The 21,837-nt window shown below is 57.8% G+C and carries 15 protein-coding genes, 1 tRNA gene, 8 pseudogenes and 1 riboswitch; of the genes and pseudogenes, 13 read left to right on the top strand and 11 right to left on the bottom strand.

The annotated features are described in order from the left end of the window. Positions 1–19: 19 nt before the first annotated feature. Positions 20–193, top strand: a complete 174-nt coding sequence (locus tag JCM15831_RS21480) for a hypothetical protein (protein WP_156938801.1) — start codon at positions 20–22, stop codon at positions 191–193. 96 nt (positions 194–289) lie between these two features. Here the strand turns inward: JCM15831_RS21480 and ispF are convergent. Together ispF and JCM15831_RS08600 are read right to left on the bottom strand one after the other, a co-directional pair. After that, positions 290–1,452, bottom strand: a pseudogene (gene ispF, locus JCM15831_RS21010) (2-C-methyl-D-erythritol 2,4-cyclodiphosphate synthase). A 103-nt stretch (positions 1,453–1,555) separates the two neighbouring features. Beyond that, positions 1,556–2,959 carry a sugar porter family MFS transporter gene (locus JCM15831_RS08600; RefSeq protein WP_025823967.1) on the bottom strand — a complete coding sequence of 468 codons (1,404 nt, stop codon included), beginning with the start codon at positions 2,957–2,959 and terminating at the stop codon, positions 1,556–1,558. Between the two features lie 723 nt (positions 2,960–3,682). On the opposite strand from JCM15831_RS08600, the gene JCM15831_RS21005 reads away from it, so the two are divergent. Continuing rightward, complete coding sequence (locus JCM15831_RS21005; protein WP_084490626.1) at positions 3,683–6,691, top strand: ligand-binding sensor domain-containing diguanylate cyclase; 3,009 nt, start codon at positions 3,683–3,685, stop codon at positions 6,689–6,691. Here the strand turns inward: JCM15831_RS21005 and apaG are convergent. Both apaG and metZ read right to left on the bottom strand, forming a co-directional pair. Further along, the gene (gene apaG / locus JCM15831_RS08580; RefSeq protein WP_025823964.1) at positions 6,651–7,124 is read right to left on the bottom strand and encodes a Co2+/Mg2+ efflux protein ApaG; all 474 of its coding nucleotides are present in this window, start codon (positions 7,122–7,124) and stop codon (positions 6,651–6,653) included. The two genes, JCM15831_RS21005 and apaG, sit on opposite strands and share 41 nt — an antisense overlap. A 36-nt stretch (positions 7,125–7,160) precedes the next feature. Continuing rightward, positions 7,161–8,348, bottom strand: a complete 1,188-nt coding sequence (metZ, locus tag JCM15831_RS08575) for an O-succinylhomoserine sulfhydrylase (protein ID WP_025823963.1) — start codon at positions 8,346–8,348, stop codon at positions 7,161–7,163. Positions 8,349–8,412: 64 nt separating this feature from the next. Further along, positions 8,413–8,492, bottom strand: a riboswitch (SAM riboswitch). A 109-nt stretch (positions 8,493–8,601) separates the two neighbouring features. Between metZ and JCM15831_RS08570 the strand changes: the two genes are divergently transcribed. Then, positions 8,602–8,675: transfer RNA gene (locus JCM15831_RS08570), tRNA-Gly, on the top strand. A 22-nt stretch (positions 8,676–8,697) separates the two neighbouring features. On the opposite strand, the gene JCM15831_RS17755 is transcribed toward JCM15831_RS08570, so the two are convergent. From JCM15831_RS17755 to JCM15831_RS17740, 7 genes and pseudogenes are all read right to left on the bottom strand, one after another. Next, positions 8,698–9,249: a hypothetical protein gene (locus JCM15831_RS17755; protein WP_035774158.1), complete on the bottom strand. Its 552-nt coding sequence runs from the start codon at positions 9,247–9,249 to the stop codon at positions 8,698–8,700. Positions 9,250–9,304: 55 nt separating this feature from the next. Continuing rightward, entirely contained in the window at positions 9,305–10,063 is a 759-nt protein-coding gene (locus JCM15831_RS08560) for a 2OG-Fe dioxygenase family protein (RefSeq protein ID WP_025823962.1), read from the bottom strand. Positions 10,064–10,089: 26 nt separating this feature from the next. After that, positions 10,090–10,575 (bottom strand): FAD-dependent oxidoreductase, encoded by a 486-nt coding sequence (locus JCM15831_RS23350; RefSeq protein WP_269530405.1) that lies wholly within the window; start codon positions 10,573–10,575, stop codon positions 10,090–10,092. A gap of 101 nt (positions 10,576–10,676) precedes the next feature. Continuing rightward, positions 10,677–11,264, bottom strand: a pseudogene (locus JCM15831_RS23345) (NAD(P)/FAD-dependent oxidoreductase); the annotation flags it as partial. Positions 11,265–11,609: 345 nt separating this feature from the next. Next, positions 11,610–12,374, bottom strand: a pseudogene (locus JCM15831_RS17745) (bifunctional ornithine acetyltransferase/N-acetylglutamate synthase). After that, the gene (locus JCM15831_RS23340) at positions 12,371–12,844 is read right to left on the bottom strand and encodes a bifunctional ornithine acetyltransferase/N-acetylglutamate synthase (protein ID WP_269530398.1); all 474 of its coding nucleotides are present in this window, start codon (positions 12,842–12,844) and stop codon (positions 12,371–12,373) included. The pseudogene JCM15831_RS17745 and the gene JCM15831_RS23340 overlap by 4 nt, the downstream one beginning before the upstream one ends. Positions 12,845–12,965: 121 nt before the next feature. Beyond that, positions 12,966–13,879 (bottom strand): annotated as a pseudogene (locus tag JCM15831_RS17740) (peptidylprolyl isomerase). Between the two features lie 336 nt (positions 13,880–14,215). Here JCM15831_RS17740 and secA point away from each other — a divergent pair. The 10 genes and pseudogenes from secA to JCM15831_RS17720 all read left to right on the top strand — a co-directional run. Then, positions 14,216–16,014: pseudogene (gene secA, locus JCM15831_RS17735) on the top strand (preprotein translocase subunit SecA); the annotation flags it as partial. Further along, the gene (locus JCM15831_RS24180) at positions 16,012–16,971 is read left to right on the top strand and encodes an SEC-C metal-binding domain-containing protein (RefSeq protein WP_456303432.1); all 960 of its coding nucleotides are present in this window, start codon (positions 16,012–16,014) and stop codon (positions 16,969–16,971) included. The pseudogene secA and the gene JCM15831_RS24180, both read left to right, overlap by 3 nt. A gap of 26 nt (positions 16,972–16,997) precedes the next feature. Continuing rightward, positions 16,998–17,747, top strand: coding sequence for a YebC/PmpR family DNA-binding transcriptional regulator (locus JCM15831_RS08535; protein ID WP_025823961.1), 750 nt, complete (start codon positions 16,998–17,000; stop codon positions 17,745–17,747). Beyond that, complete coding sequence (gene ruvC / locus JCM15831_RS08530; RefSeq protein WP_025823960.1) at positions 17,744–18,250, top strand: crossover junction endodeoxyribonuclease RuvC; 507 nt, start codon at positions 17,744–17,746, stop codon at positions 18,248–18,250. The genes JCM15831_RS08535 and ruvC overlap by 4 nt, the downstream gene beginning before the upstream one ends. Next, a pseudogene (ruvA, locus tag JCM15831_RS17730) lies at positions 18,247–18,851 on the top strand (Holliday junction branch migration protein RuvA). Before ruvC ends, ruvA begins: the two are co-directional and overlap by 4 nt. Positions 18,852–18,902: 51 nt before the next feature. Continuing rightward, a pseudogene (ruvB, locus tag JCM15831_RS17725) lies at positions 18,903–19,960 on the top strand (Holliday junction branch migration DNA helicase RuvB). After that, a complete protein-coding gene (ybgC, locus tag JCM15831_RS08515) occupies positions 19,947–20,360 on the top strand; it encodes a tol-pal system-associated acyl-CoA thioesterase (protein WP_025823959.1) in 414 nt (137 codons plus the stop codon). Before ruvB ends, ybgC begins: the two are co-directional and overlap by 14 nt. A 97-nt stretch (positions 20,361–20,457) precedes the next feature. Continuing rightward, the gene (gene tolQ, locus JCM15831_RS08510; protein WP_025823958.1) at positions 20,458–21,174 is read left to right on the top strand and encodes a protein TolQ; all 717 of its coding nucleotides are present in this window, start codon (positions 20,458–20,460) and stop codon (positions 21,172–21,174) included. A 5-nt stretch (positions 21,175–21,179) separates the two neighbouring features. Further along, entirely contained in the window at positions 21,180–21,614 is a 435-nt protein-coding gene (gene tolR / locus JCM15831_RS08505; protein WP_025823957.1) for a protein TolR, read from the top strand. Between the two features lie 17 nt (positions 21,615–21,631). Further along, positions 21,632–21,837 (top strand): annotated as a pseudogene (locus JCM15831_RS17720) (energy transducer TonB); the annotation flags it as partial.

The raw sequence follows: 21,837 nt of genomic DNA, 5'->3' as shown, positions 1-21,837 counted from the left end.
AATCGTGCAAGGATGGATAATGTCCTCTCGTATTCACTCTGTAATTGAAGACCGGGTTTCGGCTCAGGAATTGATCCGTCGTATTCCGTTTAAAGTGCGATCGGCTCATTTTGTCGCCCGCTGCGTTCAAAACGTCTGGCTGCTTCTTGCGGCAACACCCGTGATCGTCATTATCTGCGCGATCAAAGGATAGGCCTTTAGGCCAAGTAAGCGGGCCGTGCTGTCGTGCGGCGATGGACTATAGAATGCTGAAATAAAAAAGCCCGGCTGTTGCCGGGCTTTGTCGTTTTCAAGGGACCAGAACCGTCGCAACGGCTGTTGCCGCAATACCTTCTTCACGACCGGTAAAGCCGAGGCGCTCTGAAGTGGTCGCCTTGACGGAGATGCGATCCACATCGACCTGAAGCAGGCTGGCCAGCCTTTCGCGCATTGCTTGCGCATGGGGGCCGATCTTGGGGCGTTCACAGATCAGGGTCACATCTGCATTGATCAACATGCCCCCGCGCTGACGGATACGTTCGCCCGCATGGATCAGGAAGCGTGCGGAGTCCATGTCTTTCCATTCATTATCAGTCGGCGGGAAATGCCGTCCGATATCACCCTCTGCGAGGCGCCGTAGATTGCGTCGCAAAGGGTGTGAATGCCAACATCGGCGTCGGAATGTCCTGCAAGCCCACGGTCGTGAGGAATGGTGATCCCGCAAAGGATCAGCGGACGTCCTGCCTCAAAGGCGTGAACATCATAGCCCAGCCCGGTGCGTGGGAGTGGGGTCGAGCCAAGCAAACGTTCCAGACGCACGAGATCCTCCGGTAGGGTCAGTTTGATATTATCTTCTGCACCCTGAACCAGGGCTACGGGCTTGCCTGCCGCTTCGAGCATCGATGCGTCGTCGGTCACAGGACCCTGATGAGTGCGATGCAAGTCGAGGAGAAGCGGGAAATGGAAACCTTGCGGGGTTTGGGCGCGCCACAATGACTCGCGGCACACCGTCGCATCGACCAGACCATCACGGCCCCGTTTGAGCGTGTCCGCGACCGCAACGGCAGGTATCGCGCCTGGATGGGTCTCGAGTGCCTTCAGTACCGATTGGACGACTTCGGCGGGGACATAAGGACGCGCACCGTCATGGACGAGGACGAGATCGGGAGGCTCCGGCAACAGGGCCAAAGCCTCAAGCCCTGCGCGTACACTATCCTGACGCTCCTGGCCGCCAGCGACCGGGGGCAGGGTTTCGATCCCGTCGAGAGCCTGCAGGAGCAGGGGGTCGTCACCGACTGGCTGGATCAAGGTCACATGGTCGCGCAGCGCGTCGGCAGCGTGACGAATGACGGTCTTGCCCCCGAGCAGCGTGTACTGCTTGGGCATGGCGGCGAGGCCAGCTGGAGAGGCTGCGCTGGCATCAGCGAAGCGACGACCGGAACCGGCGGCGAGGAGGATGGCAGCAATACGCATGATAGTCAGGGAATGCGGATTTGTCCTTCAGACGTCAAGCGAAGAAAAAGCCCCACAGAAACTGTGGGGCTTCGTTCATACTGCTTTTTGTCTCAATGAGGGATCAGCGACCGATATCGCGCAGCCGGATGCCCTGATTAAGCTTGCGCTCCAGTGATTCGAGCGAAACACCGCGTGTCTCCGGGACGAAAGCGAGCGTCACGAGGATAAAGACAGCGTTGAGTGCCGCGTAGAACCAGAAAGTGTGGGAGGCTCCCAGCGTTCCGAGCAGGGTGAGGAAGGTTGCGCCGACCGCCATATTGGCGACCCAATTGGTAAAGGTCGAGCAGGCAATACCGAAGTCGCGACCCTGCAGCGGCTGGACCTCGGCACAGAGAACCCAGATCAGTGGCCCGGCAGAGAAAGCGAATCCCGTGATGAACAGCAGGAGGACCCCGACCGAGAGGTAATGCATCATGGTGCTCGAATCATGTCCAAGCGAGAGCAGGACAGCGAGCGCACCCATTCCGACCGCCATGATCACAAAGCCTGCAATCAGCATCGGGCGGCGGCCCCAGCGGTCCACGAAGCCGATGGCGATGAAGGTCGCGAGCATGTTGACGAGGCCGACAATGGCCGTTCCCCACATCTGCCCGTCCTGACCGAACCCGGCGACCTCGAAAATACGCGGGGCGTAATACATGACGATATTGATGCCCGTGAGCTGCTGCACGATCTGGAGACCGATGCCGAGCATGACCGTACGGCGGAAATTCGGATTTTCCAGGAACAGGGAGAAGCCCCGCTGCTTTTGCTTCAGACCTTCCTGAATTTCACTGATTTCCCGTTCAGCATCTTCCCGCGACGGACGCAGCGCGGTTAGGGTTTCCAGCGCATCCTTGTGGCGGCCACGCAGCATGAGCCAGCGAGGGCTGTCGGGCAGAAAGAGCGAGCCGATAAGGAAAACGGCACCCGGTACCGCCACAATGCCCAGCATCCAGCGCCATGAGCCGCTATAGGCAAAAAGAGCGTCCGAGATGAAGGCAAGCAGAATGCCGATCGTGATCATGAGCTGATAGACCGAAATCAGGCTCCCACGATGCTGCTCATCAGCAACTTCCGAGATGTAAAGCGGCGCCACGAAGCTCGCGATACCGATCGCTACACCAAGAATTGCACGAGCGACGATCAGCAATGTGACAGAATGAGCTGCGACGCAGCACAGCGCTCCAATCATGAAAAGCGCTGCGCTGAGGATTAGCGCCCATTTTCTGCCCAGTGAGTAGGAGAGCCGTCCTGCAAGAAGTGCTCCGATTGCCGCACCGAACATCATCGAAGAGACGATCCATTCCTGAGCGGTGTCGCTCGCCTGGAATTCTTTCGCGATGAAGCCAAGCGCCCCGGAAATGACGCCGATGTCGAGCCCGAACATCAATCCGGCCACAGCGGCCAGGATCGCGGCGAGCATCATTTTACCTACCAGAGGGACTTTCGTCTCACTTGGAGCAGAGGGGTCAACATAACTCATGTGAAAAAACCTTAGTCGAGAAAGTCAGGGTTCACGCGATCTGTTCGCATCACGCAAAAATCCCACGACATCTGTGATCTTCTAGCAGATTCGACGTGATTTCAAACCAAATTCGTTGTGATCAGAATACGAGTTCGCAGCCCTATGTATGAGTGCAGGGTTCTTCAGCGATGAAGCGTGCGGCTCGGCGAGTATACGGTTAATTTATCATTAACTGAGCACAGTAACGTGTATTGACGATCCAAAAGACACGAGCAGCCCACGCGGGCTACCTCTATCGTACCGTATAAAATCCTAATAAAGTACTGATGAAATCAAAATTATTATTATAAAAATATTTACCATAATAATTATGTGTATCTCTTACATGCTGATTTGCAATAACTACGCAGGACTTTCGAATAAGTTTCAGGCATTTCCTTCTCAGGCAATAAAGCTTGTAGAGTTAAAGGAAATTATCCTGTGTCAAAGTCATCGTTTGTTTTTCGTGTCCTTACAGTATTCTCTTTTATTGGTACGATCGCAGTCTCTACCTCGATGACGTCAGCGTCCGCCTTGTCGCTTCAGAGTGTCAACTCCACACAGGTTCAGATAGCGCTTGCGGGCCCACGTCCCCCCAATGGCAGCGCCGGATCCGACCCCTGCACCGTTCAGGGTAATTGCGTGAGATAATATCTACGGAGTCGCGACTTTTTAACGACCTGGCGGTAGAAGCAGGTTAAAATGATTTTGGGCGAGAGACGTCCAGTCACAAAGGACCAGACGCTGAAGGCCAATCCTGTTGTTAACGATTTCGAGGGGGTCATCACCACGAGGGTGATGGCCGCTTTCGCTTGTGCGCTCAGCAGCATAAGGCGCCTGTCAGGTCTTGGCTTGAAAGCTATGGGTCTCCTTTTTTCCCACCAAGCGATAGCGGACGATCTTTCTCTTGGTATGCAGAGATTTTCCCAACAAAATGGTATAGATAACTCCTACATTTACAGTATGGCCCAAGATAGTCAGGGTTATATCTACGTTCTGACAATGAAAGGGGTGTACTTCTACTCTGGGAAGAGATTTTATCGGTTCGACACGGGAAATTTTCCTGATCGTTCGAGCCGCTACTCCGTCATGCGTCCGCTTCCGGATGGGAGGTTATTGCTCCTTCAGGAGACAGGCTTGACGATAGCGAGCTTGCCGACCTCAGCCCGCCTTTCGCCGCAAGCATTGACGTTTCGCGCTGTGCATTCAGAACACATAGGACGAATCGAGGATATCTTTTTTCAGGGAGATGAGATTTTCGCGCAGGACCAATTTGGGCTGCATAAATGTCGTTTCACGCGAGCGTCTTCGTTTTCTTGTGACGAGAATATCGTACCTCATAGCGCGAACGCGCGGATTTACCAGCTTAGTAAAAAAACGGTTATTGCTGAGGCTGGTTCGATAACCTTGAAAGACGTGTTTGGCGTAACAGTTTATTCTGCCCCACGATCAACACTTTCTAACGGTTTTGATACAGTCCGTGCACGAGGTAATTTGTATTTCCTTCGTGGAAATACTTTAATCTCACCAAATAGCGATGGTGCTTTTTCTGAAGCGCTGATCGACTGGCCTTTCGCCCCTGCGATGCTTCGAAAACGTCCTCCATCTGCGGTTGGTGCTGCGGAGACAAAGGCGTTTGTTGACGGAGAATGGCTGCGTTCCTTTAATGGAAAATATTGGTCCTTTCTTAACCACGACTTTAGTCGTGAGCAGGAAATTTTCTTCGCTTTCGTTGACAAGGATAGGCAGCTCTGGACTGAGCAGGATGCGGTTGAGCTTGACAAATTCATAGGATGGGGGGAGGTCGAAAATCTTGAGCCCCAAAATATCCTGGCAGTCTGGTCTGTATTGCCTAGAAGAAACTCACAGGTCCTGTTTACGGGACAGGGGATATACTCTCTACACCGCCATGAATTGAGCGGGAGGCTCCGGTCGGGTGATTATTTCTTCGGTGAGAGTGATGGGGGGGCGGGCTTCTGGTCTCCCGCAAATGATTCTGTGCTGCAGCATTGCTCTCTCGTCAAAAACTCGGCCCGTTGCGACAGGTCGCTACCATTAAGACGGGTAACCGGCCTCGCGTTCTCTGCCCAAGATGGGAAGTTATGGATTGCATCGGATGACGGTCTGTTCAGCCTCTCCAGTGAGCGACCAAAAGAGCTCAGGCCAGTCTACGGAATAGATGGCGGAATTTTACAAGCTCAGGCTGACGCCGTGACCCTCAGAGGAGGGAAGACACCTTGGGCGATTATCGGGAATGCACTCTATCACGCGACTTCTGATGGCCGTTTCTCACTAGTCATCAAACATTGGCTGAATGGTCGCCGATTCACGCCCCTCACTATGGCTTTTACCTCACATGATGATCTTTGGATTGGAGGCATTCTAGCACGCACTGGCCTTCTCCATCTCCATCTCGATGGTGATCGTGTGGTAAAGATCGAGCAGATCGATCCGTCTCTTGTCGGGTCTCAACTTGTTTTCAGTCTTCTGTCGGACACGGGACATCGTCTCTGGGCAGGCACCGAAAACGGAGTGGCTGGCTTTGACGGCAAGCAATGGATCAGGGTCGATAAAGCTGATGGGCTGATTTCGACTAATATCAATCAGCAGGGTTTGACGGGCGATCAGGATGGATCGATCTGGATATCTACTCTGCGAGGCGTTTCGCATTTGCTGCATCCAGAGCGTTTTTTTGAGAAGCAGGACTTGAGACCGGTTTTTGTCAAGGTGATGCTTGGGGAGCATCTGCTCCCGGAGAAGGCCGTGCCATATAGTCGCGACCCTTTGATGGTTACTTTGGGAACCTTGAACACGGCGTTGGCAACGACGACGTATTTCCGTTACCGCCTTGAAGGTACCGACGAAAACTGGATTACAACGACGACCGGGGAGATCCGCTATAACTTTGTACAGCCAGGGCATTCACGTCTCGTCGTTCAGGCTATCAATGATAATCGGAACATCGTTTCGGACCCGATTGTCCTTGAAATCAGGATGCAACGGCCTTGGTGGGCGACTTGGCCATTAATTCTTGGCTACACCGTATCTGTGATCGCGCTGCCCTATTCTCTCAATAAGTTGCGTTACCGCTATCTTCTCAAAAGGCAGAAACGACTTGAAGCGCTGGTCGATGAAAGGACGCAGGAAATGCGCGCGGCACAGAGCGCGTTGGAGCTGCAGGCGCGCCAGGACGGTCTGACCAAACTCATGAACCGCCGTACTGCAGAGGCGAGCGTTTCTCGGCTTCTCGAGAAACTGGCGCGCTCCGATTACGACGGGGGGCCTCGATCAGCCACAATGGCTCTTTTCGACGTCGATCATTTCAAGTCGATCAATGACACTTTCGGTCATGGAATAGGCGATGAAATTCTGGCGGGAATTGGTGAGCGATTGCTGAGAACGAAGCGTCCGGAGGAAATCATCGGTCGTCACGGCGGCGAGGAGTTCCTGATTGTCGTACAAGGTGAATTCGCAGACGCCAGGGACCGTATTGCGAGACTTCTGGCAGCCTTGAGTGACGTTCCGTTCGAGACGAAAGTCGGTGCGCTTTCTATCGGATGCAGCGCTGGTATCGCGCGCACGAGCCCGGAAGAGATCTGGGCGGATACGTTAGAGCGCGCAGATCAGGCGCTTTATAAGGCCAAAATTGAGGGACGCGGCCGGATTGTTGTCAGTGTACAAGACCGAGACGATGAGGACTATCCAGGCTGAATGCGGGGATGGTGACTTCGAAACGCTCCGAAGTGGCCGGGACGATCATGTGAAATAGGCCGCGCATAAAGCCGCAAGGTGTAGGGAGCGCAGCGCCAGACGTGTATTCGAACACGTCGCTTGCGACGATGACAGGTTGCTCGCCCACAACACCTTCACCATGAATATGATCTGTTTTCCCGCGGCCGTCCGTCATCTCCCAGGAACGGCTCAGGAGCTGAACGGTCTCGCTGCCGCCGTTTTCGATCCTGATATGATACGCCCAGGTGAAGTGATGCTCTTCAGGTTGGGACTGGTCCTCAAGCCAGAAAGTGCGCACTGAGACGGTGATATCGTTTGTCACAGCCTCGAAGCGAGGCGCAGCTTCCATGGCTTCGGCGAGACTCGATTCCGGGTCCGCAATCAGGCGGGGAGGGGCGGGCTTTTGAGGCATGCCCGCCTTGTAAGCTCAGGATGTAGCGAAAAGCAATCAGGCTTTCAGCGCTGTAAGACCTTGTTGCAAATCAGCGATCAGATCCTGACTGTCTTCGAGGCCGACCGAAAGACGGATGACGCCATCTGTGATGCCGAGGTGAGCGCGTTCGGCGACATCGATCTTGGAATGTGTCGTTGTCGCAGGGTGCGTGGCGAGAGAGCGGGCGTCGCCGAGATTATTCGAAATGGCGATCAGCTTGAACGCGTTCAGAAAGCGGAAGGCCGCCTCTTTGCCGCCTTCCACCTCAAATGCCACGAGAGATCCGCCATTGCTCATCTGTTTTTCGACGAGTGCGCGCTGCGGATGTGAGGTCAAGCCCGGATAATTGACGCGAGCGATCCCGGAAGCCTTTTCAAGAAAATTTGCCACTGCACTGGCATTGGCCGCCATGGCGTTTACGCGAAGCGGCAGGGTTTCGAGACCCTTGAGAAGAACCCAGGCATTGAAGGGCGACAAGGCATTACCGGTATTGCGGGTGAAGGGCTGAAGAACCTCTTCAACCCACTGTTTCCGTCCGAGAACGGCGCCGCCGAGTACGCGACCCTGCCCGTCGATATGCTTTGTGCAGGAATAAATCACGACGTCTGCCCCGAGAGTGAGGGGCTGCTGCCCTACCGGCGAGGCAAACACGTTATCGACCATCAGCAAGGCGCCCGCTTTATGGGCCAAGGTTGCGATGCGTTCGATGTCGAGGATGTCGAGCATCGGATTTGACGGGCTCTCGATCAGTACAGCTCCGGTCGGGACGGAGAGTGCTTTCTCCCATCCGGCCCAGTCATCGCCATCGACGAGGACGGTCTCGATGCCGTATTTCGGCAAAAGGGTCGTCACGATCCAGTAGCACGAGCCGAAAAGCGCACGCGAGGCGACGACTCGATCTCCCTGCTTAAGATGGGAAAGCAGAGCCGAAGAAACGGCACCCATTCCACTCGCCGTAACGATGCAGGCTTCTGCGCCTTCGAGCTGAGCTAGACGCGACTGCAGGGCATCTGTCGTCGGGTTGCCGAAACGGGAATACTGATAATGAGTGACGTCACCCGTAAAGGTGGCGGCTGCCTGCTCGGCGCTGTCATAGACAAAACCCGAGGTCAGGAAGATCGCCTCGCTGGTTTCGCCGTGCTCGGTACGGCTCACATCCTGATGAAGCAGGCGTGTTGAGGGACCGTAAGAATGCTCTGTCATGGGAGAGGGACTCCAAAATGCACCGTCGAGAAGGGGTGCGATTCTGGCCGTGGAAAACCTGGGATCGGGGCGATCCCGGGCCTCTTTAGCGCTTTTATTTAACCTCGCCGCAATCCGGCCTTCCAAATCGCGAGGGACATCTTCGACATTTAGTCCGTGATATCGAAATGAATTATGCGCAAAGCCGGACTGCCTCGTCAACCAAGGCAAGCTGATTGCATCGCAACGAGAGTTAAGCTAGAGAATGCGCCGCGCGGGTGTAGTTCAATGGTAGAACGGCAGCTTCCCAAGCTGCATACGAGGGTTCGATTCCCTTCACCCGCTCCAATCCGGACAATTCGATGAGATTTCAGCCGTGCAGAAGGTTTTTCTTCGGCTCGTCCGGAGTTTTCTTCTGTGGAGCCGGCGCTGCGGGCGTCAAAGCACTGTCCTGATAGCTCGAGCCATTCCAGCGCCAGCGATCGCTTTTGTCGATCAGCAGATCGTGCATGCCATTATGGCGGGCCGGAAGAACCGAAATGGCGCCGCTTACTGAGTCCAGGACCAGTTTCCAGCCACCGTTATGTCGGAGATAGACCGAAGTCGAGCAGCCTGCCGACCCGCAGAGCCGGGCCGATTGCAGCTGTACGAAAAGCGCCATATCGTTGCGGTTGGACGAGAGCGGCGCCGAGGCAACGAGCACCACAGGGGTGTCATGATGTTTGGCTGCTTCTGCCAGATCGGTTTCATTCACCTGACGCGCGACCTGATCGAGAATGGTCCCGGGTTGGGCGCTCATCACGACAGGTTTTGCCGCCGAGGCAGAGGCCGCCTTGCCGGAAGAGTGATGCGTTCGGGCGAAGCCGGAAGATGCGGTGAGCGTGAGAAGGGCAAGTCCGACAGACGCAAAACGACAACGCATTGAAATTGTACTCGCTCTCTAAACCGATTCGGCGGGGTAACTTTCCTCTATTCTCTCATGCGTGTCGCAATGTCACGACCAGAACATCGCGATGAGCCGGTCTTTCCGGATCGATAGGCTCAACCGCTGTTACGCCGTGATAGACACGATGATCGTCAACAAGGGCTGCGTCGAGAGGGGTCTCGAGTGTGAATGACCCGATTTCCTCGCGCTGATCATTATGTATCGAGGTCACGCCCGATGCGACGTTCTCCCGATTGATCATCAGAACCAAAACCCAGTCGACTCCATCGCGATGCATGCCTTCAGGGGTTGGCTTCCCCTTCGCGCCCGCTTGGGCTTCGATTCGAAACTGATGAACCTCTGCGTGCCAGCTATCGGGTTGCGTCGAGGCGGGCGTCATACGCAGCGCCAGAAGATGCACGGCATTGAGGATCGACAGCATGACGGGATGCGTCGCGATTGCGTCTTCTACAGGTCCGAACCAGCGTTCGATTCCGCCATTGAGGAGATTGTAGTCGCGGCTCTGGTAATGCGGCTGGTGGCGCTTGCGCTCTATCCGTCCGCCGGTCAGGGCATAGGTTGCGTAGCGCCGTTTCCGGTAACGGCCGCCATCAGCCATGTAGCGGTCGAGACCGAGCCTGTTCCAGCTCTCGGCGAAGCTCTCCCAGTCCTGAAACCCGAAGGCTTCGAGAAAGGACCGCATGTCCTTGCTGCGCTCGAACGCAAACCCTTTCTCCTGAAGTGCTGCGACCATGTCGTCGAACCGAGCCGATTCGGTCGGGGAAAGCGAGTGCGAGTACTGCAAGGGCATGGTGGGAGGCTACCGCTGATCGAGGGTTATTTGTCCAGACGAGGGCGGGTCGGGAAAAGATGGGCTTTCAGAAAAGCAGCCGTTCCGCGAGCCACACCCATGACGCCCATCTGATGCTGACGGAAGATCAGATCATGCAGCCATCTTGGAGCCAGTCCACGCAGAAAGCCGCCACCGAAGCTCGTCGATGAACCGACCATACCCCAGCCATTATAGTCGCCCAGCGACACAACGGCACCACGGTCGCGGTAAACAAATGTCGAGGGCTCGCGGCCCTGAGCGATCGCCGGAATAGCCTTGCCCAGATAAATACCCTGCTGACGGGCAACCTGCGCCGTTGCAGCGAGCGGAGCATCGTTGATTCGAGCACAATCGCCCAGCGCGTAGATCGAAGTGTCGACGCTCGACTGCATGTGGTGATTGACCACGATCTGACCACCGCGAGCGATTTCAAGCCCTTCGAAAAGCTCGGTGGCGGCACTGGCGCGTACGCCTGCGGCCCAGACTCGCAGTTCTGCGGGGATAAGGCGCCCATCCCTGAGGTGAAAACCTTCTCGTCGACCGAAGTGACCATGGCTTCTGTCAGGACACTGACGCCCAGCGCTTCGAGTTGCTTGCGGGCATCGGTCGAGACGCGCTCGGGAAAAGCCGGAAGAATGCGCGGCCCGGTCTCGATCAGGGAGAGGCGCAGGATGTTGCGCCGGGCTTCCTTGCCATAGCCGGGAGTCTGATCGATTGCGCTGCAGAGTTCTGCGACAAGCTGCGTGCCGGTCGCCCCGCCGCCGACCACGCCCACTTCCAGTGTGCGGTTGTCAGCCGCCGCTGCCTTGAAGGCCTTTCGAAAATTTTCATGGAAAGCGCTGGCATCGGGAAGCGAGTCGATGAAAGTGCAATTCGCCATCACGCCTGAGATGCCGAAATCGTTTGATCTCGAACCAAGCGACACAACCAGCAAATCATAGGGGACGATCTCGTCATTCGCGAGGCGCAGCTCATGCTTCTCGCGATCGACGCTGGTCAGGGAGCTCTGGATGAAACGAAAACCGAAACGCCGGCTGGCTTCAACGAAGGTAGTACAATCGCGCGATTCTTCACCCGTCCCAGCCGCAAATTCATGCAGCATAGGCTTCCAGTAATGCACGGCACCTTTATCGATCAGGGTGGTTTCGATGTTACGATGGCGCCCACGGCCGAGCGTCATCGCCGTTTCCATCCCGGCGACGCCGCCGCCGATGATGACGACGCGAAATCCATTTGCCATGCTTGTTCCCCTAGAGTGCCGCAGGGTGATCCCTACGACGCTGATCTAATTGCGTTCCGGAGTAGCTGTGACAGCTATCGACATAATGTGGGAGTATTTCACGCATCCGTCCAGACGCTGAGCGTTTCAGGACGTTCAAAAAAGGACGAGCGTAGTACTAAATCCGGGCAGCCTTCGGGGCAAGTCAAATCGTGCCTGTTGGCATGGCTGCGTCGCGGTGCGACGCCCCGTTTTGGGGCGTCGGCTGAACCGGGCTGAAGTCGCGACTTTCAGCCCAGGTCTGGATCAGCTCCGATAGGAACCGTTGATGTCGATATAGCCATGCGTCAGGTCGCAGCTCCAGATCTGAGCATGGCCATTGGCCAGACCGAGATCGATCTGGATCTCGATTTCCTGTCCCTTCATGTGAGCGACGACTGGCGTTTCGTCATAACCTTCGACCACCGTTCCCTGTCGGGCAATCCAGGTGCCGCCGATAGCGACGGAGAGCGTGTCCCGGTTGGCTGGCTCGCCGCTCTTGCCGACGGCCATGACGACACGGCCCCAATTGGCGTCTTCACCGGCAATGGCTGTTTTTACGAGGGGAGAATTGCCGATGGAGAGTGCAATTTTTTTTTGCAGACTCGTCGGAGACCGCACCATTGACGCGCACGGTGAAGAGCTTCGATGCACCTTCGCCGTCACGCACGACCATCAGGCAAGCTCAAGCAGAAGAGAATCGAGTGCTTCACGGAAAGCGGTCAGGCGGTGATCAGCGAGCGATGTGATCTTCTCGTTGCCAGCCTGAGCCGTTGCGAAGACGAGAACCATGTCCGAGGTTGAGGTGTCGGAATCGACCGTGATCGCATTAAAGCTGCGATCTGTTCCGTCCCGCAACAGGGTCTGCAATACGTCATGCGAGATGGCCGCATCCGTCGCCACGAAGCCGAGCATGGTCGCCATATCCGGTGCGATCATGCCGCTGCCTTTGGCGATACCCTGAATGGCGATTTTCTTGCCGTCGATCTCAATCTCGCGCCGGGCGGCCTTGGGAAACGTATCCGTGGTCATGATGGCGTTTGCGGCATCCTCCCACCGTTCGGGGTGAGGGTTTCGTGCAGGGCCGGCATCGCGTCGCTGATGCGCTCGGCATTAAGCGGTTCGCCGATGACGCCGGTGGAGGCCAGAAAGACATCGGTTGCAGCACAGTGCACAACACGAGCGGCGGCGGCTGCCGAGATCTGGGTCGCCAGAACGCCTGCGCGCCCGGTAAAGACATTGGCGTTGCCGGAGTTGACGACGAGGGCGCGTGCAGTGCCCTGCGCCAGGGCGGCACGGCTCCAGTCGATCGGAGCTCCTGGACATTTGCTGCGGGTAAAGACACCCGCCGCAGTCGTGCCCGGGACGAATTCCATCATCATGAGGTCGGTGCGATCCGTATATCGGATCTGTGCGGCGACAGCGCCAAGCCGAACGCCTGCAACCGGCTCGAGGCGCGGAAGGGGCTGGGCGAGGGGGGAGCGGGGGAGGGCTTTGGCCATGATCTGTCTCCGAGCTTGAAACGTCGGTAGGAGGATGCACGGCTTCAGGCTCAGGTCCAGCCCTTCGCCCCTGAATGAGGCGAAAAGACTGGAAATCTGAGTAAAAAGTGAGCGTTAGCTCTTACTTCTTCGGAGCAGCAGGAGCGGCTGCGGGCGCGTCGGGAAGAGGCTTGCCCTGTGCATCGTAGCGCACGATCTTGGCCTTCTTCTGGGCCGCGTCGACGATCTGACGCACGTTCTCGCGGATCAGCTGCTGACGGATTTCGTCATGAACCTGATCGATCGCCGGCACTGCTGCCTCGCGCGAACCCAGAACCTGAATGACATGGTAGCCATACTGGGTCTTGACCGGGGTCTGGCTGATCGTGTTCGGCTTCATGGCGAAAGCTGCCTTGGAGAATTCCGGCAGCATGTCGTCTTTCTTGAACCAGCCGAGATCACCACCGCTTGCGCCCGATCCCTTGTCGGTCGACAGCTTCTTGGCGAGATCTTCGAACTTCGCGCCATGGTTCAGCTGCTTGATGACGTCCTTGGCCTTGGCTTCGTCAGCAACAAGAATGTGACGGGCATGAATTTCCTGCTCGCCCTTCTTGCTTGCGTAATTTGCCTGATAAGCCTGCTTGATGGCGTCTTCTGTCACCAGTGGACCAACTTTTTCCTGCAGATAGGCATTCTGAAGCGCGTTATCGGCGGCTTCCTCCATCTGGGCCTTCACTTCAGGCTTCTTGTCCAGACCTTCCTTCAGCGCATCGATCTGGATGGCTTTCTGGCTGACGATCTGGTTCAGCAGGATGTTGACCAGCGTGTTCGGCGGCAGCTGGCGCGCTGCGGGGGCAGGCTGGCTGCAGCGTGCTTGACGTCATCCAGATAGATCTTCTGGCCGTTGACCGAGGCGATCAGCGGGTTGGCGTTGGCTGGGGCCGCAGGAGCCGCGCTCGTCGGAGCAGCGGGAGCAGGCGCTGCAATGGCAGAGGCCATCAGCGTCGTGCCGGAAAGGAGAGCAGCGCAGAGAAGTGCCGGGCGGGTAAGCCGCATGAATAAACAACCTCGAAAAACTCGTGGAACTGGCGGCAGCATGGCTCAGCCTTCCCGGATCGGCAAGGCCGCATGGCGCAAGAACCCTCGATTTGGGTGCGCAGAGCAGGAAGTTTTCGTGCATTTTGGGGGTTTTGGGCCCGGTCAACAGGGTCGTGATCGGTTGACCGAGGCAAGGGCGCGCCTTATCTCCTTTCCCGCGTGGATAATCCCGAACCTGCCTCGGCAGGGGCGCTGCGCGTCGCCTTGACCTGATCTCTGACGCCTCCGGCGGCGGAACAAGTCGGTTCAGGCGGGTCGGGTTAATCCGCCTCTCAGTTCGCGGTCCGTCTCTTTATGTCGGACCAGGTCGCCAGAAGGACAGTCATGTTCGCTCGTATCGCCCGCGCCGTCTTCGGCACTGCCAATGATCGCTCTTTGAAGGGCTATCAGAAGCGTTTGCCCGAAATCAATGCGCTTGAGCCCGCAATACAGGCGCTGAGCGACGACGCGCTGCGTTCGAAGACCGAGGAATTCAAAAGCCGCATCGCCGGAGGTGAGAGCCTCGACAAGATCATGCCCGAAGCTTTTGCGGTGTGTCGTGAAGCGTCGCGTCGCGTGCTGGGAATGCGTCATTTCGACGTGCAGCTCGTCGGTGGCATGGTGCTGCATTCCGGCAGGATTGCCGAGATGCGCACGGGTGAGGGCAAGACGCTTGTCGCAACGCTCGCTGTCTATCTGAGTGCCCTGGCCGGCAAGGGCGTGCATGTGGTCACGGTCAACGACTATCTGGCCAGACGTGATGCCGATGAAATGAGCAAGCTCTACAGCTTCCTCGGTCTGACGACCGGCGTGATCGTGCCCAATCTGTCCGATGACGAGCGCCGGGCAGCCTACGGATCCGATATCACTTACGGGACGAATAACGAGTTCGGCTTCGACTATCTGCGCGACAATATGAAGTACACGCTGGAAGAAATGGTCCAGCGTCCCTTCTATCACGCGATCGTCGACGAAGTGGACTCGATCCTCATCGACGAAGCCCGCACGCCGCTGATCATTTCCGGCCCGGCCGATGACAGTTCGGATCTTTATCGCGCTGTCGATGATGTCGTGCTCGAGCTGGTGAAAAACCCGGAAGCCTTCGAAAAAGACGAGAAGCTGCGCTCTGTCATTCTGACCGAGCAGGGATCGGATCAGGTTGAAGAGCTGCTGCGTGGGGCGGGCGTTCTGAGCGAAGGCGGTCTGTATGACGTGCACAACATCGCCGTCATGCATCACGTGCAGCAATCCCTGCGTGCTCACACGCTCTTTGCCCGCGATGTCGAATATATTGTCCGCAGCGGCAAGGTCGTCATCATCGATGAATTTACCGGTCGTATGATGGATGGCCGTCGTTATTCCGACGGTTTGCATCAGGCGCTCGAAGCCAAAGAACATGTCGAGATCCAGCCGGAAAATCAGACGCTGGCCTCGATCACCTTCCAGAATTACTTCCGTCTCTATCCCAAGCTTTCGGGCATGACGGGAACGGCCATGACCGAGGCCGACGAATTTGCCGAGATCTACAAGCTCGACGTGGTCGAGATTCCGACGAATCTCCCAGTCGCGCGCGTGGATACGGATGACGAGGTCTATATAACGGCCCGCGAGAAATTCGAGGCCGTTGCCAATCTGATTCAGGAAGTGTCGAAGACCGGTCAGCCGGTACTTGTTGGCACGACCTCGATCGAGAAGAGCGAACATCTTTCGAACCTGCTCAAGGGCAAGAAAGTGCCGCATAGCGTGCTCAATGCGCGCTTCCACGAGATGGAGTCCCAGATCGTGGCTCAGGCGGGTGCGCCGGGCGCGATCACGATCGCCACGAACATGGCCGGTCGCGGCACTGACATCAAGCTGGGCGGCAATCTGGACATGCTGATCCGGCAGAGCTTGAGAAAATCGAGGATGAGTCGGCTCATGAGGCGGAGACGTTGCGTCTGCGCGCAGAGATCTCGATCAATCACGGCAAGGTCAAGGAGCTGGGCGGTCTCTATGTGATCGGCACCGAGCGCCATGAGAGCCGACGGATCGATAACCAGCTGCGTGGCCGTTCAGGCCGTCAGGGCGATCCGGGAGCCTCGCGCTTCTTCCTGTCGCTCGAAGACGATCTGATGCGCATCTATGGTGGCGAGCGCATGGGCGCGTTCTGGACCAAGCTCGGCATGAAAGAGGGCGAGGCCATCGTTCATCCCTGGCTGAACAAGGCTCTGGAGCGCGCGCAGAAAAAGGTCGAAGCACGCAATTTCGACATGCGTAAAAACGTTCTCAAATACGATGACGTGATGAACGACCAGCGTAAGGAAGTTTACGCGCAGCGTCGCGAATACATGGCGATGGAAGATGTCTCGGGTATCATCCATGAGCTGCGTGAGCAGAGCATCGAAGAGAGCGTCCATGCACGCATCCCTGAGAAGGCTTTTGCCGAGCAGTGGGAGAGCGAAGCGCTTGAGGCCGATCTGCTGTCACTCCTCAACCTGACGCTCCCAATCAGTGAGTGGGCCAAGGAAGATGGGATGGACGCCGATCTGGTCATCCAGCGCGTTGAAGAGGCGGCAACCCAGTCTCAGGCAGCCCGTTCGGCTAATATCGGTCCGAACATCATGCGCCATATCGAAAAGCAGGTCCTGCTGACCTCTTTCGATGCGGTGTGGAAAGAGCATCTGCATGCGCTCGATCAGCTCCGTCAGGGCATCGGTCTGCGCGCCTATGGTCAGCGCGACCCGCTGAACGAGTACAAGCACGAAGCCTTCCAGCTCTTTACGGCGATGCTGGACGACATGCGTCTGCGCGTGACGACCACCATGTCGCGTATCGAGGTAGTGCAGCAGGCCGATCCCTTCCCGGGTTTTGAAGGGCAGCAGGTTTTCGCACCCAACGACGAAGGCGGTTCGGCGGTGGGGCTGGAGCCACGCCAGGTTGGGGGGCAGCCTCTGGGGGCCTTCCAGGCGCCGTCAGCCGAGGGGCATGGAGCGCCGGGTGCCGACTCCTTTGCGCAGGAAACACCGCGCAACGCGCCTTGCCCTTGTGGGTCAGGCAAGAAGTTCAAACATTGTCACGGCCGTCTGGCCTGAGAAAGCAAGGTTGAGGAGAGGCTCTGATGGCCGGTCATTCGCAATTCAAGAACATCATGCACCGCAAAGGTGCGCAGGACGCCAAGCGTGCCAAGCAATTTGCGAAGATTCTGCGTGAAATCACCGTAGCGGCCCGGTCCGGTCTGCCAGACCCTGCTTCCAACCCGCGTCTGCGCGCTGCCATGATTGCGGCGCGCGAAGCCAATATGCCCAAGGACAATGTCGAGCGTGCCATCAAGAAGGCAACCGGCGCTGGTGGCGGTGATGATTACGTTGAAGTGCGCTACGAGGGCTACGGCCCGGCTGGCGTTGCCGTAATCGTCGAGGGTCTGACCGATAACCGCAACCGCACGGCCAGCGAAGTCCGCGCTGCGTTTTCCAAGCATGGCGGTTCCATGGGGGAAAGCAATTCGGTCTCCTTCATGTTCCAGCGTCTCGGTGTTGTCGCCTATCCGGTGACGGCGGCTTCGGAAGAAGCCATGCTGGATGCGGCGATCGAGGCTGGCGCCGATAATGCCGAGATGACGGCTGAAGGCCATGAAATCACCTGCGCGATGGAAAATCTCTTCGCGGTGCGTGATGCGCTCGAGGCGCGTTTTGGTGAGCCCAGCTCGGCCAAGCTCGACTGGCGTCCGGAAAACACGGTGACGCTGGATGAGGAAAAGGCACGCTCGGTGCTCAAGCTGATCGACGTTCTCGAAGACAATGACGACGTGCAGGCCGTCTATGCCAATTTCGATATTCCTGACGACGTTGCCCAGGCTCTGGCTGCTTGATCCGACTTCTCGGGATTGACCCCGGCCTGCGTTTCATGGGCTGGGGGCTGATCGACGTTGAGGGAAACAGGCTGCAGCATGTCGCCTCCGGCGTCATTGCCACCGATGGGGCGGAGTCAGTGCCCCTGCGCCTGTGCGAGCTGCACGGCGCGCTGCAAAAGCTGATCCGGGACTACCAACCTGCTGAAGCAGCTGTCGAAGAGACCTATGTCAACCGTAATGGCTCGTCGACGCTGAAGCTGGGATATGCTCGTGGCGTCGCGCTGCTGACGCCGGCCTATGAAGGGCTTCCTGTTGCGGAATATGGGGCCATGATGGTCAAGAAATCCGTGGTAGGCACAGGGGCTGCAACGAAAGAGCAGGTTACGATGATGGTCAAACGTCTCCTGCCCGGAGCAGTGATCCATAAGGCCGATGCGTCGGACGCGCTCGCTGTCGCGATCTGTCACGCGCATCATCGCGAGACCTCCCGTCTCGTTCAGGCCGGAAAGCGTATGGCATGATCGGGCTTCTGACCGGGATTATCGTCAGCGTCGAACCGGATCGCTGCATTCTGGATGTGAACGGTGTCGGTTACCTTGTTTCGGCTTCGAGCCGCACCCTTGCCAATCTGCCTCTGCGCCGGAAAAAACCCGGCTACTCATCGAGACCGTCGTGCGCGAAGATGCTATCCAGCTTTTCGGCTTTCTGACCGGTGACGAGCAGGAATGGTTTCGCCTTCTCACAACCGTTCAGGGGGTCGGGGCAAAGGTGGCTCTCGCTATTCTCTCGGTCGCCACGCCGGGCGATCTCGTCCTCTCCATCAGCGCAGGAGACAAGGCAGCTCTGACCCGCGCTGCAGGTGTCGGCGCCAGACTGGCTGAGCGTATCGTCACCGAGCTCAAGGGCAAGGTCGGCAAGATGCCCGGTGGTGGCGCAGCCCCGATTGGAAAAGTTGCCGGTGTCGCTGCGGCGAGCATCGAAAACGATGCGCTTCAGGCGCTTGCTGGGCTCGGCTTTCGTCGGGTTGAGGCTTGGCCTGTTCTCAGCCGTATTCTGGTCGAGCATGAAGGGGCACCGCTGGACAAGATCATCAGGCTGGCCCTCAAGGATCTCGCGCGATGAACGAGCCGGCACTGAAAGCGTGAGCGACGAACCCGAAATGAGGGCTGCAGCATGAGTGAAACAGATCGCGGCGCGCTCAATCCTGAGCGGCGCATGGAAGACAGCGATCATGGATTGCGTCCCCAGACCCTCGATGATTTTACGGGACAGCGCGCCAGCCGTGAAAACCTGTCCGTGTTCATCCAGGCAGCCAAAAGCCGGGGCGAAGCGCTGGATCACGTCCTGCTTCATGGGCCGCCGGGGTTGGGAAAAACCACGCTGGCGCAGATTGTTGCCCGTGAGTTGGGTGTCGGTTTTCGGGCGACGTCAGGCCCGGTCATTCAGCGTGCGGGCGATCTTGCTGCGATTCTGACCAATCTTCAGCCAATGACGTGCTGTTCATCGACGAAATCCATCGTCTGCAGCCTGCGATTGAGGAAGTGCTCTATCCTGCGATGGAGGATTTCCAGCTCGATCTGATTATCGGCGAAGGTCCGGCGGCGCGTTCCGTGAGGATCGATCTGGCGCCTTTTACCCTCGTGGCAGCGACAACCCGCGCCGGATTGCTGGCGACCCCGTTGCGGGATCGATTCGGTATTCCGCTTCGACTGGTTTTTTATACTCCTGAAGAACTCCGTCTGATCGTCTCACGCGGTGCCGCGAAGCTCGGCATGGCGCTGACGGAAGAGGGCGCTGAGGAAATCGCCAAGCGCTCGCGAGGGACCCCCCGTATTGCCGGACGTCTTCTGCGCCGCGTTCGTGACTTCGCCGCTGTCGGCGCGCCTGAAGGACGGGCCATCACACGCCACATGGCCGACGCCGCGCTCTCGCGTCTCGAAGTCGACTCGGTCGGGCTCGATGCGATGGACAGACGATATCTTCTTCGAATTGCCGAGCATCATCACGGGGGGCCGGTCGGGGTCGAAACACTCGCTGCGGCCCTTGCCGAAGCGCGTGACACACTGGAAGACGTCATCGAGCCCTATCTGATCCAGGAAGGGCTGGTGCTCCGTACCTCCCGTGGCCGGATGCTTGGAGAGCGGGGCTGGACGCATCTGGGGCTCACTGCCCCGGCCTCGGCCAGTTCTCCTCAGTTCGATCTGCTGAGAGAGAGCGATGAAGGCGCATAAAACGGGTTTCAGGGTCTATTACGAAGACACGGATGCAGGCGGGATCGTCTATCACGCCCGTTATCTGGCTTTCGCCGAGCGCGCCCGCACTGAGGCCCTCCGCATGGCAGGCACGACCGTTGCGTCGCTTCATGAAGAGACCGGTCTCGTCTTCGTCGTGACAAAGCTGGCCATTGAGTACCATCGTCCTCTGCGTCTGGATGACTGGGCCGACATTACAACGACCCTCGATTCTGTGGGTTCTGCACGTTGCCAGTTGCGTCAGATCGTGACGTGTGGCGACATGCATGCCGCCACGCTGACAGTCGAGCTGGCATGCATCATGCAGAGTTCCGGGCGGCCTGCCCGAATTCCGCCGCGATGGCGTGCTTCTCTCGAGGCGTTGTCGGACCAGAGCTGAGGACTGGCAGGGAAGATCGCGCGTGACGATTGGGGATAGGCGCGACCCTTCCTTGCACTGTATAGGCGTGACGCAGAACGAAGCTCAGGAGGTTTTTTTGGATCGAGCGGTAAATGCGGCTGACCTTGGGGCCGCCGCTTCTGGTTTGTCGCCGTTGGACTTGTTCCTTCACGCATCCATTGTGGTGCAGCTGGTGATGCTGGGGCTGATCTTGTGCAGCGCCTTTGTATGGGCCGTCATCATCGAGAAAATTATTCTGATGCGTCGCGTCAATCGCGAGGCGACAGAATTCGAGGACCGTTTCTGGTCCGGTGGCAGCCTGGAAGATCTTTACGATTCCGATGGTGCCAAGCCCCTTCATCCGATGGCCGCTGTTTTTGGCGCAGCCATGGGTGAGTGGCGCCGTTCAGCACGCATCACCGGCATCGACCTTGCCCGTGGTGGCGTGCGTGATCGCGTGGATCGGGCGATCAACATCACCGTCACACGTGAGATGGACCGTCTCAGCCGTCGCGTTGTGGCGCTGGCCACGATCGGTCCGGTTGCGCCCTTCGTCGGCCTGTTCGGCACCGTCTGGGGCATTATGCATGCCTTCGGGTCGATTGCGGCGATGCACAACACGAATCTGTCGGTTGTTGCGCCGGGTATTTCCGAAGCGCTCTTTGCAACGGCGATTGGTCTCGTCACCGCAATCCCGGCCTATGTGGCCTACAACGTAACCAGCAGTGCTCTCGATCATTTCGCTGAGCGGATGGATGCGTTCGGCACCGAATTTGCCGCGATCCTGTCGCGCCAGTCGGAAGAGCGGAGCTAACGCCCATGGGCATGTCTGCAGGGGGCGGCCCCGCGCGCGGCCGCAGGCGACGCCCGGCGTCGGAGATCAACGTGACCCCGCTCGTGGACGTCATGCTGGTGCTGCTCATCATTTTTATGGTGACAGCCCCGATGATGACGAGTGGCGTCAATGTCGATCTCCCCAAAACCGATGCCAGCCCGCTCAACGCCGATACCAAGCCAATCACGGTGTCGATCAAGCCCGATGGCAGCATCTTTCTGGGTGATGACCCTGTCTCTGCCGATCAGCTGATCGCGCAGTTGCAGCAGGCAGCGCAGAACGACAAGGAACATCGCATCTTTGTTCGTGCCGATGCTCATATCAATTACGGTCAGGTGATGGACATCATGGGGAAGATTACCTCGGGTGGCTTCACGCACGTGGCGCTGCTTGCCCAGCAGCCCGCCGCGAGCCAGTAAACAGAGGAGAAGCAGCCTTGCTGCGTCCCCGTCGGTCCGATGTCCGGCGCTTCCGCTATGCTCTGGGAGCGTCGGTTGCGGCCCATGTGCTGTATATCGGCTTTCTTCTCGTCAGGCTGCCGATGAGCAAGCCTCCCGAGCCCCCCGAACCTCCAGCGGTCGAAATGGCGTTCGAGGATACGGGCCCTCCAGCGACACCGCATAAAGCGGACACGCCTTCGCC

It is taken from the genome of Asaia astilbis JCM 15831, assembly GCF_000613845.1.
Taxonomy (GTDB): domain Bacteria; phylum Pseudomonadota; class Alphaproteobacteria; order Acetobacterales; family Acetobacteraceae; genus Asaia; species Asaia astilbis.
This window is presented reverse-complemented; position numbering and strand designations above follow the sequence as displayed.

Coding starts and splice junctions, on each gene's coding strand:
- JCM15831_RS21480 (WP_156938801.1), top strand. CDS start 20: ATGTCCTCTCGTATTCACTCTGTAATTGAAGACCGGGTTTCGGCTCAG.
- JCM15831_RS08600 (WP_025823967.1), bottom strand. CDS start 2,959: ATGAGTTATGTTGACCCCTCTGCTCCAAGTGAGACGAAAGTCCCTCTG.
- JCM15831_RS21005 (WP_084490626.1), top strand. CDS start 3,683: ATGATTTTGGGCGAGAGACGTCCAGTCACAAAGGACCAGACGCTGAAG.
- apaG (WP_025823964.1), bottom strand. CDS start 7,124: ATGCCTCAAAAGCCCGCCCCTCCCCGCCTGATTGCGGACCCGGAATCG.
- metZ (WP_025823963.1), bottom strand. CDS start 8,348: ATGACAGAGCATTCTTACGGTCCCTCAACACGCCTGCTTCATCAGGAT.
- JCM15831_RS17755 (WP_035774158.1), bottom strand. CDS start 9,249: ATGCGTTGTCGTTTTGCGTCTGTCGGACTTGCCCTTCTCACGCTCACC.
- JCM15831_RS08560 (WP_025823962.1), bottom strand. CDS start 10,063: ATGCCCTTGCAGTACTCGCACTCGCTTTCCCCGACCGAATCGGCTCGG.
- JCM15831_RS23340 (WP_269530398.1), bottom strand. CDS start 12,844: ATGGCCAAAGCCCTCCCCCGCTCCCCCCTCGCCCAGCCCCTTCCGCGC.
- JCM15831_RS24180 (WP_456303432.1), top strand. CDS start 16,012: ATGCGCATCTATGGTGGCGAGCGCATGGGCGCGTTCTGGACCAAGCTC.
- JCM15831_RS08535 (WP_025823961.1), top strand. CDS start 16,998: ATGGCCGGTCATTCGCAATTCAAGAACATCATGCACCGCAAAGGTGCG.
- ybgC (WP_025823959.1), top strand. CDS start 19,947: ATGAAGGCGCATAAAACGGGTTTCAGGGTCTATTACGAAGACACGGAT.
- tolR (WP_025823957.1), top strand. CDS start 21,180: ATGGGCATGTCTGCAGGGGGCGGCCCCGCGCGCGGCCGCAGGCGACGC.